This is a genomic window from Fructilactobacillus sp. YLN 2507 (genome assembly GCF_059614085.1).
The window spans coordinates 1,396,681-1,411,240 of sequence record NZ_CM184303.1 but is presented as its reverse complement, the minus strand read 5'-3'; the positions used below and the strand labels follow the sequence as shown (position 1 = coordinate 1,411,240).

The window sequence follows — 14,560 nt, the reverse complement described above, 5'->3', positions numbered from 1 at the left end:
AAGTCTAATGATTCACTTTCTAAATCAGTTTCACAAAGTCAATCAGAATCAGCTTCAAGCAGTGCTACGATGTCTACCTCATTTTCTGATGCTTCAACTAGTGCATCAGTAAGTAGTAGTCAAAGTTTATCTGGAGTTAAATCACAATCAACTTCGGTTAGTGAATCAGCTAGTCAAGAATCTGAAAGTGGATCTTCATTTGGACCAACCAGTGATTCAGTAAGTACCTCAGCTTCAGAAAGTGCTTCTACATCTGATTTATCAAGTAAATCAGCAGTTAAAAGCGGTAGTGAATCAGCAAGTACTTCAGCTTCAACTAGAGATTCGTTAAGTAACGATAGTATCTCAGTTAGTGTAAGTGGGGCTGGAAGTACCTCAACTTCTGCTCAAAGCGATTCTACTATTAAAAGTGATGCTTCTGCTTCAGCAAGTAACTCTCATTCAATTTCATCAGAGTCTACTTTAAATTCTAAACAAACTAGTGAGTCATACACTAATAGTGCCGTGAATAGTACTTCAGTTAGTGAATCAGCATCAACAAGTACTTCTATTTCAGCTAGTGCTAGTGCTTCCAAGAGTAAAACAACTAGTAATGCTTCTGATTCTAATAGCGGATCATTTTCTGATTCAGTAAGTATCAGTATTGTTGATAGCGATTCAGCTATTAATTCTTTGAGCAATTCTGCTGATAAGAGTACTTCAATTAGTGATTCAACGGTTACAAGTAACTTTGAATCAAGTAGTAAGAGTAATTCAACTGTAGATAGTCTTTCTAATTCTCGATCAACTGGTTCAACTAGTGCTTCTAATTCTATTTCAGCTAGTTTGAAGAGTGATTCAGAAACTTCTAATTCGATTTCTAAATCGGATTCAGAAAAATCAACTTCTATTTCAAAATCTAACTCTGACAGCATTACTTTAAGTGGTTCAGCATCAAGTAGTGCTTCAACTAGTTCTTCATTAAGTGCTTCACATGCTAAGAGTGAAAGTACTAGTGTTTCGGATGTGGTTAGTGAAAGTATTTCAAAGAGTACTTCAACCTTTAAGTCATTGAGCAATTCAATTGCTAGTGGTAGTGAGATTACCAGTACTTCAATTGATAGTTCATCGGTTAGTGCCAGTGAATCTACTTCACAGAGTGATCGAGACAGTATTTCTAAATCTCAAGCTTCAACAACTGATAGTGAAAGTACATCAAACAGTACGGTAAATAGCGATTCAGCAGTTAAGAGCCAAAGCGAATCTACTTCAAAAACTAATTCAGGAACTAACTCAATTAGTGCTTCTAACTCGGCTTCCACAAGTAAGAGTTCAAGTGACTCAGCTGATGCCAGTGTTAGTGATTCAGTAAGTACTTCAGCTTCAAGCAAAGATAGTGCTACTTCAGCCAGTGTCTCAGCAAGTATTTCAACGGTGAATTCTGATAAAACTAGTACTTCAACCAGTACTTCAACTGTGAAGAGTGCTTCTGACTCATCAAAGAATTCAACTTCAGAATCAGCTAATGCTTCATTAAGTACTTCACTTTCTGACAGTGTTTCAATTTCTGATGGCAGTGGTTCAACTGGCTCAGCAAGTATTAGTGTTAGTACCAGTGTTTCAGAAGTATCAACTAGTGCTTCAACCAGTTCTTCAATTAGTGAAAAAACTTCTGAAAGTTTGAGTAATTCAGCTTCTGAAAGTTTGAGTAATTCAGCTTCTGAAAGTTTGAGTAACCGTTCTGATAGTAACGCTTCCAATAGTATTAGTGCTTCAAATTCTGCTAATTCAGCTAGCACTAGTGATAGCACTTCAGCAGTAAATAGTGTTTCAACTAGTGTTTCAGTAAGTGCTTCAGTCTCTGATAGTTTGAGTACTTCAAAAGCTAAGTCGACTAGTACGTCAGTTTCTATTACTAGTGATACAGCCAGTGCCTCAACTAGTGCTAAATCAACTACTAACAGTGATAGTACTTCTGAAAGTAAGAAGACTAGTGCCTCAGCCTCAACTAGTGCAGCTAGTGATAGCACCAGTACTTCAAAGAGTATTTCCGATAGTGCCTCGGCCGTTAAGAGCCAAAGTGAATCAGCTTCAATCAGTGGCTCAGGAACTGACTCAGATAGTACAAGTAAGTCAGCTTCAACTAGTGCAAGTAATAGTAAATCAGCTGATGATAGTATTAGTGCTTCAGTAAGTACGTCAGCATCAGAAAAGAGTAACACTGATTCGGCAAGTACAAGTTCCAGTGAGTCAACGAGTGCTTCAGATGCTAAGAGCACCTCGGAAAGTACATCAACTGTAACTAGTGCCACAGACTCAGCTAATGCATCAACATCAGACTCTGCTAGTGCATCATTGAGTAAGTCAGGTTCAGATACACGCTCTGAATCAAACCCAGAAAGTGAAAGTGCTGCTAAGAGTGCCTCAACAAGTACTTCAGAAAGTGAAAGTACTTCGACAAGTTTGAGTAAGTCAGCTTCAACTAGTGCTAGTCTTAGGTCAGAAAGTAATGCTTCTGATAGTACGAGTGCTAAGTCAACGAGTACTTCAACATCAACTAGCGACAGTGTTTCAACCTCAACGAGTGCGTCAGCTAATGCATCAGTAAGTGCCTCAGTATCTGATAGTATGAGTGCTTCAAAGCAAAGATCAGAAAGTGACTCAGTATCAACTGATAGCAACTCAGTAAGTAAGTCAACTTCTGCTAAATCAGATAGTGCAAGTACAAGTAAATCTGATAGTGATTCAACTAGTGCATCTAAGTCAACGTCTTCATCAAATGCCAGTGATAGTGCCTCAACAAGTAACAGTGATAGTACTTCAACTGCACATAGTGAAAGTGACTCAGTTTCAATTAGTGGTTCAGGCACAGATTCAGCAAGTACTTCAAAATCAGCTTCAACGAGTGCGAGTGCCTCTGATTCAGCTGAAAAGAGTACTAGTGAATCAGTAAGTACTTCAACTTCAGAACAAAGCAATACAGATTCTGCAAGTAATTCAGCAAGTGCTTCAAGTTCAGATAGTGCTTCAACTAGCACTAGTATCAGTACCTCAACTGAAAAGAGTGCCAGTGATTCTGCAAGCAAGTCAACCTCAGCATCAGATAGTGCATCAATGAGTAAGTCAAGCTCAGACCCACGGTCTGAATCAAACTCTGATAGCGAAAGTACTTCAACCAGTGCTTCAAAGAGTACGTCAGATAGTGCAAGTACATCAGCAAGCTTGAGCAAATCAGCTTCTACAAGTACGAGTGATTCAGCTTCAGTAAGTGCTTCAAGTTCAGATAGTGCTTCATCAGTAAGTACCTCAACTTCAACGAGTGCTAGTGAATCAGCGTCAGCAAGTACTTCAATTAGTTCAAGTGCCAGTGCTTCAGTATCTGATAGTATGAGTGCTTCAAAGCAAAGATCAGAAAGTGACTCAGTATCAACTGATAGCAACTCAGTAAGTAAGTCAACTTCTGCTAAATCAGATAGTGCAAGTACAAGTAAATCTGATAGTGATTCAACTAGTGCATCTAAGTCAACGTCTTCATCAAATGCCAGTGATAGCGCCTCAACAAGTAACAGTGATAGTACTTCAACTGCACATAGTGAAAGTGACTCAGTTTCAATTAGTGGTTCAGGCACAGATTCAGCAAGTACTTCAAAATCAGCTTCAACGAGTGCGAGTGCCTCTGATTCAGCTGAAAAGAGTACTAGTGAATCAGTAAGTACTTCAACTTCAGAACAAAGCAATACAGATTCTGCAAGTAATTCAGCAAGTGCTTCAAGTTCAGATAGTGCTTCAACTAGCACTAGTATCAGTACCTCAACTGAAAAGAGTGCCAGTGATTCTGCAAGCAAGTCAACCTCAGCATCAGATAGTGCATCAATGAGTAAGTCAAGCTCAGACCCACGGTCTGAATCAAACTCTGATAGCGAAAGTACTTCAACCAGTGCTTCAAAGAGTACGTCAGATAGTGCAAGTACATCAGCAAGCTTGAGCAAATCAGCTTCTACAAGTACGAGTGATTCAGCTTCAGTAAGTGAATCAGCAAGTGATAGTGCTTCATCAGTAAGTACCTCAACTTCAACTAGTGCTAGTGAATCAGCGTCAGCAAGTACTTCAATTAGTTCAAGTGCCAGTGCTTCAGTATCTGATAGTATGAGTGCTTCAAAGCAAAGATCAGAAAGTGACTCAGTATCAACTGATAGCAACTCAGTAAGTAAGTCAACTTCTGCTAAATCAGATAGTGCAAGTACAAGTAAATCTGATAGTGATTCAACTAGTGCATCTAAGTCAACGTCTTCATCAAATGCCAGTGATAGTGCCTCAACAAGTAACAGTGATAGTACTTCAACTGCACATAGTGAAAGTGACTCAGTTTCAATTAGTGGTTCAGGCACAGATTCAGCAAGTACTTCAAAATCAGCTTCAACGAGTGCGAGTGCCTCTGATTCAGCTGAAAAGAGTACTAGTGAATCAGTAAGTACTTCAACTTCAGAACAAAGCAATACAGATTCTGCAAGTAATTCAGCAAGTGCTTCAAGTTCAGATAGTGCTTCAACTAGCACTAGTATCAGTACCTCAACTGAAAAGAGTGCCAGTGATTCTGCAAGCAAGTCAACCTCAGCATCAGATAGTGCATCAATGAGTAAGTCAAGCTCAGACCCACGGTCTGAATCAAACTCTGATAGCGAAAGTACTTCAACCAGTGCTTCAAAGAGTACGTCAGATAGTGCAAGTACATCAGCAAGCTTGAGCAAATCAGCTTCTACAAGTACGAGTGATTCAGCTTCAGTAAGTGAATCAGCAAGTGATAGTGCTTCATCAGTAAGTACCTCAACTTCAACTAGTGCTAGTGAATCAGCGTCAGCAAGTACTTCAATTAGTTCAAGTGCCAGTGCTTCAGTATCTGATAGTATGAGTGCTTCAAAGCAAAGATCAGAAAGTGACTCAGTATCAACTGATAGCAACTCAGTAAGTAAGTCAACTTCTGCTAAATCAGATAGTGCAAGTACAAGTAAATCTGATAGTGATTCAACTAGTGCATCTAAGTCAACGTCTTCATCAAATGCCAGTGATAGTGCCTCAACAAGTAACAGTGATAGTACTTCAACTGCACATAGTGAAAGTGACTCAGTTTCAATTAGTGGTTCAGGCACAGATTCAGCAAGTACTTCAAAATCAGCTTCAACGAGTGCGAGTGCCTCTGATTCAGCTGAAAAGAGTACTAGTGAATCAGTAAGTACTTCAACTTCAGAACAAAGCAATACAGATTCTGCAAGTAATTCAGCAAGTGCTTCAAGTTCAGATAGTGCTTCAACTAGCACTAGTATCAGTACCTCAACTGAAAAGAGTGCCAGTGATTCTGCAAGCAAGTCAACCTCAGCATCAGATAGTGCATCAATGAGTAAGTCAAGCTCAGACCCACGGTCTGAATCAAACTCTGATAGCGAAAGTACTTCAACCAGTGCTTCAAAGAGTACGTCAGATAGTGCAAGTACATCAGCAAGCTTGAGCAAATCAGCTTCTACAAGTACGAGTGATTCAGCTTCAGTAAGTGAATCAGCAAGTGATAGTGCTTCATCAGTAAGTACCTCAACTTCAACTAGTGCTAGTGAATCAGCGTCAGCAAGTACTTCAATTAGTTCAAGTGCCAGTGCTTCAGTATCTGATAGTATGAGTGCTTCAAAGCAAAGATCAGAAAGTGACTCAGTATCAACTGATAGCAACTCAGTAAGTAAGTCAACTTCTGCTAAATCAGATAGTGCAAGTACAAGTAAATCTGATAGTGATTCAACTAGTGCATCTAAGTCAACGTCTTCATCAAATGCCAGTGATAGTGCCTCAACAAGTAACAGTGATAGTACTTCAACTGCACATAGTGAAAGTGACTCAGTTTCAATTAGTGGTTCAGGCACAGATTCAGCAAGTACTTCAAAATCAGCTTCAACGAGTGCGAGTGCCTCTGATTCAGCTGAAAAGAGTACTAGTGAATCAGTAAGTACTTCAACTTCAGAACAAAGCAATACAGATTCTGCAAGTAATTCAGCAAGTGCTTCAAGTTCAGATAGTGCTTCAACTAGCACTAGTATCAGTACCTCAACTGAAAAGAGTGCCAGTGATTCTGCAAGCAAGTCAACCTCAGCATCAGATAGTGCATCAATGAGTAAGTCAAGCTCAGACCCACGGTCTGAATCAAACTCTGATAGCGAAAGTACTTCAACCAGTGCTTCAAAGAGTACGTCAGATAGTGCAAGTACATCAGCAAGCTTGAGCAAATCAGCTTCTACAAGTACGAGTGATTCAGCTTCAGTAAGTGAATCAGCAAGTGATAGTGCTTCATCAGTAAGTACCTCAACTTCAACTAGTGCTAGTGAATCAGCGTCAGCAAGTACTTCAATTAGTTCAAGTGCCAGTGCTTCAGTATCTGATAGTATGAGTGCTTCAAAGCAAAGATCAGAAAGTGACTCAGTATCAACTGATAGCAACTCAGTAAGTAAGTCAACTTCTGCTAAATCAGATAGTGCAAGTACAAGTAAATCTGATAGTGATTCAACTAGTGCATCTAAGTCAACGTCTTCATCAAATGCCAGTGATAGTGCCTCAACAAGTAACAGTGATAGTACTTCAACTGCACATAGTGAAAGTGACTCAGTTTCAATTAGTGGTTCAGGCACAGATTCAGCAAGTACTTCAAAATCAGCTTCAACGAGTGCGAGTGCCTCTGATTCAGCTGAAAAGAGTACTAGTGAATCAGTAAGTACTTCAACTTCAGAACAAAGCAATACAGATTCTGCAAGTAATTCAGCAAGTGCTTCAAGTTCAGATAGTGCTTCAACTAGCACTAGTATCAGTACCTCAACTGAAAAGAGTGCCAGTGATTCTGCAAGCAAGTCAACCTCAGCATCAGATAGTGCATCAATGAGTAAGTCAAGCTCAGACCCACGGTCTGAATCAAATTCTGATAGCGAAAGCACATCAACTAGTGCTTCAAAGAGTACGTCAGATAGTGCAAGTACATCAGCAAGCTTGAGCAAATCAGCTTCTACAAGTACCAGTGATTCAGCTTCAGTAAGTGGATCAGCAAGTGATAGTGCTTCATCAGTAAGTACCTCAACTTCAACTAGTGCTAGTGAATCAGCGTCAGCAAGTACTTCAATTAGTTCAAGTGCCAGTGCTTCAGTATCTGATAGTATGAGTGCTTCAAAGCAAAGATCAGAAAGTGACTCAGTATCAACTGATAGTAACTCAGTAAGTAAGTCAACTTCTGCTAAATCAGATAGTGCAAGTACAAGTAAATCTGATAGTGACTCAACTAGTGCATCTAAGTCAACGTCTTCATCAAATGCCAGTGATAGTGCCTCAACAAGTAACAGTGATAGTACTTCAACTGCACATAGTGAAAGTGACTCAGTTTCAATTAGTGGTTCAGGCACAGATTCAGCAAGTACTTCAAAATCAGCTTCAACGAGTGCGAGTGCCTCTGATTCAGCTGAAAAGAGTACTAGTGAATCAGTAAGTACTTCAACTTCAGAACAAAGCAATACAGATTCTGCAAGTAATTCAGCAAGTGCTTCAAGTTCAGATAGTGCTTCAACTAGCACTAGTATCAGTACTTCAACTGAAAAGAGTGCCAGTGATTCTGCAAGCAAGTCAACCTCAGCATCAGATAGTGCATCAATGAGTAAGTCAAGCTCAGACCCACGGTCTGAATCAAACTCTGATAGCGAAAGTACTTCAACCAGTGCTTCAAAGAGTACGTCAGATAGTGCAAGTACATCAGCAAGCTTGAGCAAATCAGCTTCTACAAGTACGAGTGATTCAGCTTCAGTAAGTGCTTCAAGTTCAGATAGTGCTTCATCAGTAAGTACCTCAACTTCAACTAGTGCTAGTGATTCAGCATCAGCAAGTACTTCAATTAGTTCAAGTGCCAGTGCTTCAGTATCTGATAGTATGAGTGCTTCAAAGCAAAAATCAGAAAGTGACTCAAATTCAACTAGTACATCAAGTAGTGCAAGTATGAGTGCATCCGTTTCAACTAGCACATCAAGTAGCACAAGTACAAGTGGATCAGCCTCAACCAGTACATCAAGCAGTGCAAGTATGAGTGCATCCGTTTCAACCAGTACATCAAGTAGCGCAAGTACAAGTGGATCAGCTTCAACCAGTACATCAAGTAGCGCAAGTATGAGTGGATCAGCCTCAACAAGCACATCAAGTAGCGCAAGTATGAGTGGATCAGCCTCAACAAGCACATCAAGTAGCGCAAGTATGAGTGCTTCGGCCTCTAACACAACTTTGAAATCTGAATCTGTTTCAAACAGTGCTTCAGAAACTCAAAGTGAATCAACAAGTAAATCAGCTAGTGTGACATTGACTTCAGTAAGTGCTAGTCAGTCTGGTAAGAAGCCAGGAGCTGAATTACCACAAACTGGACAAGATAACTCAAATAGTTTGATGGCTTCAATTGGTTCAGCAATTCTTGCTATAATGATCATCTTGGGTCTTGGTAAGAGAAAGAAAAAAGAAGATAATAATTAAATTGTTTACTTTCTTATTTTCATAAGTAAGAATTAGCGACATTAAGCGACTGAATTCGTAAATATTTCAGTCGCTTTTTGTGTTCAATAGAATTCAAAATAAAAAGACAATCACAAATTTATGTGATTGTCTTTTTTAATGGAATGTATTTTTGGTATTATTCAAAAACTATAAAATGGTGATTACTATTAAACTAGCATAATATTACAATTAGAAAATACTTTCTATTGCTACATTTATGTTCTCAACATAAGGTATTAACATAATATTTTATTTAAGAGAAGCTTATGAAATTTTCAAGAATAATTAAAGATAAACGGACTGAATTAGGAATGACACAGAATGATTTAGCCGAACAATTACTAATTTCTAGCAAAACTATTTCAAATTGGGAAACGGGAAAAACAATTCCTGATTTAGACCGATTAGTTCAAGTATCAAAAGTTTTAGGTTTATCATTAGATAATATTTTTATGGAGGATTATAAGATGATTAAAAATATCGAAATAATTCATGAATTGAAAGAAACCAAAAGATTTATAGGTTTTGCTTCAGTCACTAATCTAAGTTTATTAATGATTGAGATTGTGGGATATGAGTTAAATGCAATGAAACCAATTATCATTTATTTAGTTTGTGCTGCGATTTTTTCTAATGCTATAGTTTTAATTTTATTGAACAATAAATATAAGAAGCAGTTAAAATTAGTGAAGGGTAAGTAAATAATTAGATTGTACATAGTACTATTTTACATTAGAAAAAGTTATTTTAAAATCTTTGAAAAATCATAATTTAAAAAGAAGTTGGCTATTAATATATTTTATAGACGATAATGAATTGATTTTAATCTTAACTAGGACAGGAAAACATGATAATTTATTTTAATATTATGTATTAATGATATGTTCTTAACTTTCCGTTGACACGCCTCCCACATTCAAGTAAACTAATAAAAAACACGAAAGGAAATCTCAAATAATGATAAATCACAACTCAAAGACAAACATTTATTATTTTGCGTACTTTTGGCGATTAGCTGACTAGACGCAATCACTTTTGCGAGCTGTCGGCACATTAATTCCGATAGCGAGTTAAGAGTGATTTGAGATTTCAAATAAACTTTTAAAACACATCGGGCTTAATGTCATTGATGTGTTTTTTTATATATAATTTGGAGGAAAAAGATGAATTTATTGAAGCGAATTTTCAAAAAAGAAAGTTTAAACGCTTACTTGGATAATGATAAAGATTTGCAGCGAACCTTAACTGTGAAAGATTTGTTGGGACTAGGAATTGGAGCCGTGATTGGAACTGGAATTTTTATTCTTCCCGGAACAGTGGCTGCGACCACAACTGGACCTGCTGTCGTAATTAGTTTCTTTTTGGCTGCAATTGTATGTGCTTTGGTAGCAATGGCCTATGGGGAAGTCTCATCCACCTTGCCAATTGCTGGGTCGGCTTACTCATACGGAAACGTAATTTTCGGCGAAGTGGTTGGTTGGGTTCTTGGTTGGGCTTTAATTTTGGAATACTTTTTAGCTGTAGCAGCTGTAGCAACTGGATGGTCAGCTTACTTTACGAGTTTGCTGGCTCCTATCGTTAAATTACCAGCGGCCTTTACTGGGGCTTTTGATCCAGCTCATGGAACTTACGGTAATTTAATTGCAGTCTTAATCATTCTTTTGATTGCCTTTTCGCTTCGTAAAGGAATGAAAACTTCAAAAAATTACGAAAATCTATTAGTTTTAATGAAGATTGCCATCATTTTAATTTTCATCGTGGTTGGAATTTTCTTCGTGAAGAGTTCTAATTACCAACCATTTATCCCAGCTCGAGTACATGGAGCTTTTGGATTTCGCGGGATTTTAACCGGAGCTGCCATGGTTTTCTTTGCTTTCTTAGGGTTTGATGCCTTATCAGGTTCGGCTGCTGAAGTTAAAAACCCGAAACGCAATTTGCCACTTGGAATTTTAGGTACCTTGTTAATTGCTGCCGTGCTCTATGCTCTCGTTTCATTTGTATTGACTGGAATGGTTAATTACAAGCAATTAAATGTAGCTGATCCAGTTTCCTTTGCCCTTCAACGAGTAGGACAAAACTTTGTAGCCGTCATTATTTCAATTGGGGCCTTGATTGGAATGTACACAATGATGTACACCATGATTTATGCTTCTTCACGGTTAATTTATGCAATTGGTCGGGATGGATTGTTACCAGGTAAAATGGGAAAAATTAACCAAGATGGAGTTCCTGGTCGAGCTTTATTAGTTTCAACCATCGTGATTGCATTTTTTGCTGGGTTAATTCCTTTAGACAAATTGGTTGATTTGGTTAGTGTCGGAACGTTACTAGCCTTTACAGTTGTTTCCATTGGAATCATTCCTTTGAGAAAACGAAAAGACTTGAATCATGAGGGATTTAAAATGCCAGGGTACCCAGTTATGCCAATTATTGCAGCCTTATTTTCAGTTGGATTGATGTCACAACTCCACGCTGAAACGTTAATTTTTGCCTTAATCTGGTTTGCGATTGGGTTAGTAATTTACTTTGCTTACGGGGTTAAACATTCAAATTTGAATCAAAAATAGAGGTAGGTTTATGAGTCCTAAACAATTTTTCCAGCAAGCTCAAGCTGAACATGTAATTCCGAAAAATGCTGAATTACAAAGTAGTTTTCAATTTGGCGTTGAAGCTGATGAACTAGCAAAGTTAGTTCTAACGGGCCAAAAAACGGCCACAACGAGTCAATATGTTCAAGGTGCGGATGTTTTACCTAAAGAAAAAGCTTATGATGTTGTTTTAGATGGTCAGGATCAGCCAGTTTGTATTATTCAAAATGATCAAGTTTCGGTGGTTAATTATTTAGACGTTGATGAACGACATGCTTTTGCAGAAGGTGAGGGAGACCGAACTTTATCATCTTGGCGCAAAGCACATGATGAATTTTTTACTGAAGAATGTAAAAGTGAAGGAACTAAATTTGATCCAGCTACTGCACAAGTCGTTTTAGAAAAATTTCATGTGGTTTATCCCAAATAATTGAAAAATCGCTCCGATAATTTATTTATCAGAGCGATTTTTTATTTCTATACTAACGTACTATGATTATGTTGAACTTTAGTGCGGGCAAAGAAATCTGTGAAAAGCTTTTCTTGTTTTAAGTCTGCTTTCCAAAGATCTTCTGGATGCCATTGCACTCCCATTACTAGCCCATTGTCGTCTTCTAATGCTTCAATTACCCCATCAGGAGCAGTGGCAACTACGTGTAGGCCATCGCCCAATTTGCGAACCGATTGATGATGACGTGAATTAATTTTTGCCTTTGGACCTAAGGCATTCACTAAGTAACTTTCATTAGAAACGGTCACATTATGAGCAAATAAATCTCCGGTATCACGTTGTTCATGCTCAACATTAGAAGAAAATTGTTCGGGGATGTCTTGAAATAAGTCACCACCTAAGGCCACATTGATTAATTGATGACCACGACAGACTCCTAAAAGTGGTTTTTTGGTTCGAATTGCTTCCTTAATTACGGCTAATTCAAATTCATCATGGGGGATAAAATATTCATCAGCTTTAGCGTGTGCTTCATCATTGAAAAAGCATGATGCAATATCTTGTCCTCCTGGAATAATGACTGCGTCAACCATGGAAACTAGTTCAGGTACCATAGTAACAGGAACTACGGGGAAAATGACTGGGATTTGGTTATGTTTTGTAACCACTTCAATAAAGCTACTAGGAGTTACGTTAGCAAATGGTAAGCAAAATTTGTTGGGTTCACCAAGGTTGACGTTGGCAGTTATTCCAATTTTCATGATTTAATTCCTTTCAGTTAGTGATGTCAGATAAGTTTCAAATTCTTGGTCAGTAGTAAATGTTTTGATTTGATCTCTAAAGTTTATGGTTAATAAATTTTCTGAGATAGAAGATTTAAATCCTAATTGATGAGCTTTTTGGTAGGCTTTTAAAAGTTGTTTTGGCACATCTTTAAACTTACTAAAATCAGGTTCGAGTCTATAATCATTTTTAATCATTTCACCCCGTTGCATTCCAAAGGGAACGAGTGACCCAGCCTGAATAAACGTAGTTAGTTGAGCGCTGGTAGTTTGTTTCGGATTTTCTAAAGCTAAAATTGCAAAGTTTAAAGCCTTGCTAAAATCAATTCTTAAATTAGCTGGGGCACTTTTTACTATTTCAGCTAAACGCTTAAATAAACTAGTAGCTGCCAAGCGAGCTTCCGCTGGAGCAGGTTCATTTGGATGCTGTAAAGCAACCTCATCATTTAATTTTTCTGCGTTATCTATTGTATCACGATTCCAGATTTGGGGATTAATGATGGCATCCATAATTAGTAGATGTAAGAAACTCATTGTATTTTGATTAATACCATCTTGGGTAAATGGATTTAAATCGAAAATTCTAAATTCTAAATATTGAGCACCAATTTCAGTTAGAGCCTCGAAGGTTGGAACGCCTTTTAACCGAATTGGGCCATGAAAATCGCTTGGAGCCACTAGTTTACCAGTTTTAATAAAATGTTCAAGTTGGTCAATAAAGTTTTCAAGGTTTGAATAATCAGTTTCAAAGTTTGCTAAGTTATTAAAACCATATTTACTGGAGCGATATGAACGAACGGGTGCTAGGGCACGTTGTGGTGCGGGAATTGTATCGGCCTGATTTTCGGTTAAGGGAGATGCTCCAAAGAGATAGGTTAAGAGCCAACGATAACCTAAAACTTGTTGCACAATTTGAAATAGCATGTGGTTGTTAGAGGAAACCTGACTTGGATAATCATGCTGATTTTGATACCAAGCTAATAATTCTGGAGTAGGTGCATAGTTAATGTGAATTCCAGCCATTAGTCCATAATAAGGACCGTATTTTTCGACCATTTTTTCCAAATAACTTTGATACCAAGGTCGTTGCTTGAAGCCTTCCGGTAAATAGTCGAGGTCGTCTTGATCGAGTTTGGGGGGCATTGATAAGGGCCAGATTACATCTTCAGAGGCTAAGCTGGCCTGCAACATTGCTTGTAGACTATGGAGATGGTTTAAACAAGCTTTAGTAGAACTGTGGGGAAGAGAAACCAGTTCCTCTTGACTTTCAGCAAAATCAGTTTGAAAGAACGGATGTCCATGTCGTTTACCTAAAGTACTCGGATGAGGAAGTTGTGATAAGCTGCGACGATTAGTACATACCCGATGTTCCTCGACTTCAATTCCAAAAGTACCTTTGTAAAGACAATTTAATAGGTTTGGATCAGTTAGTTTTTGTTTCATGATTTCACTCCTAGATATAAAAAAACAACCTATCCAATTTAGGATAGGTTGTTTAAAAGTTTCAACCTACCGTACGATGTGGTAGGTGTTTTTTCATTAGTTACACAAATAACCAAGGATCATTCACTTACCGATGGGCGAATAATTACTTGGTTAATAATGCGATTATTGATTGAATTATATGCTTTCTGGTTCATGAATGTTCATCTCCTTGCTGTTTTTAATAACTATATCAGATTAATGTTCGTTTATCAATTGCTTTTTTATTTTAAATTTATGCTTGACCAATTGAAATTCATCCAGTAAACTAAGAAGAAATAAAACATAACAAAACGACTAAGCGTAGCTAAGTAGTTTCAGCTGTGATTTTAAGAAAGCCTCAGTTTGCTGTGATGAGGTAATCCCACCGAAACGAAAATCATCTACAAGTTTCAGATATGAACTAATTAATATCTGATGGGATTGCCCATTATAGCAAGCGAGTATCGTCGAAATTTTGGCCGTACTCTGAGAGCCGATTACTAGTAATTGGAAATATGGGTGGTAACACGCGAAAGCGTCCCTAGCTGTTGTTGATTCGACAGTTGGAGGCGTTTTTTTTATTTCTAATGATGCAATTTTGCGCAGGATTGCTAAGGTAATTGGGAACATGGGTGGTAACACGTGTAAAAACGTCCCTAATTGGATTTTATTCCAATTTGTGGGCGTTTTTTTAATACCATCAATTTGCTACCTTTCATAAGGTTATGGATTTTATTTAAAAATTA

At 37.9% G+C, this 14,560-nt stretch carries 8 protein-coding genes and 1 other annotated feature; of the genes, 4 read left to right on the top strand and 4 right to left on the bottom strand.

Annotation, left to right across the window (positions count from 1 at the left end):
• Window positions 1–437: 437 nt before the first annotated feature.
• Together AC0GLY_RS07145 and AC0GLY_RS07140 are read right to left on the bottom strand one after the other, a co-directional pair.
• Window positions 438–1,058 (bottom strand): hypothetical protein, encoded by a 621-nt coding sequence (locus AC0GLY_RS07145; RefSeq protein ID WP_496611478.1) that lies wholly within the window; start codon window positions 1,056–1,058, stop codon window positions 438–440.
• Window positions 1,059–1,163: 105 nt separating this feature from the next.
• Complete coding sequence (locus AC0GLY_RS07140; protein WP_496611477.1) at window positions 1,164–8,261, bottom strand: hypothetical protein; 7,098 nt, start codon at window positions 8,259–8,261, stop codon at window positions 1,164–1,166.
• Between AC0GLY_RS07140 and AC0GLY_RS07135 the strand changes: the two genes are divergently transcribed.
• The 4 genes from AC0GLY_RS07135 (at window position 8,239) to AC0GLY_RS07120 (ending at window position 11,547) form a co-directional block, all read left to right on the top strand.
• Window positions 8,239–8,508, top strand: coding sequence for an LPXTG cell wall anchor domain-containing protein (locus tag AC0GLY_RS07135; protein WP_496612274.1), 270 nt, complete (start codon window positions 8,239–8,241; stop codon window positions 8,506–8,508). The genes AC0GLY_RS07140 and AC0GLY_RS07135 overlap by 23 nt on opposite strands.
• A 287-nt stretch (window positions 8,509–8,795) precedes the next feature.
• A complete protein-coding gene (locus AC0GLY_RS07130; RefSeq protein ID WP_496611476.1) occupies window positions 8,796–9,230 on the top strand; it encodes a helix-turn-helix transcriptional regulator in 435 nt (144 codons plus the stop codon).
• Window positions 9,231–9,692: 462 nt separating this feature from the next.
• Window positions 9,693–11,096 (top strand): APC family permease, encoded by a 1,404-nt coding sequence (locus AC0GLY_RS07125; protein WP_496611475.1) that lies wholly within the window; start codon window positions 9,693–9,695, stop codon window positions 11,094–11,096.
• Between the two features lie 10 nt (window positions 11,097–11,106).
• Window positions 11,107–11,547 carry an ASCH domain-containing protein gene (locus AC0GLY_RS07120; protein ID WP_496611474.1) on the top strand — a complete coding sequence of 147 codons (441 nt, stop codon included), beginning with the start codon at window positions 11,107–11,109 and terminating at the stop codon, window positions 11,545–11,547.
• A gap of 47 nt (window positions 11,548–11,594) precedes the next feature.
• Here the strand turns inward: AC0GLY_RS07120 and AC0GLY_RS07115 are convergent, their stop codons facing one another.
• Window positions 11,595–12,329 (bottom strand): gamma-glutamyl-gamma-aminobutyrate hydrolase family protein, encoded by a 735-nt coding sequence (locus AC0GLY_RS07115; RefSeq protein WP_496611473.1) that lies wholly within the window; start codon window positions 12,327–12,329, stop codon window positions 11,595–11,597.
• A gap of 3 nt (window positions 12,330–12,332) precedes the next feature.
• Window positions 12,333–13,793 carry a glutamate--cysteine ligase gene (locus AC0GLY_RS07110; protein WP_496611472.1) on the bottom strand — a complete coding sequence of 487 codons (1,461 nt, stop codon included), beginning with the start codon at window positions 13,791–13,793 and terminating at the stop codon, window positions 12,333–12,335.
• A gap of 329 nt (window positions 13,794–14,122) precedes the next feature.
• Window positions 14,123–14,360, top strand: a binding site (T-box leader).
• Window positions 14,361–14,560: the final 200 nt, after the last annotated feature.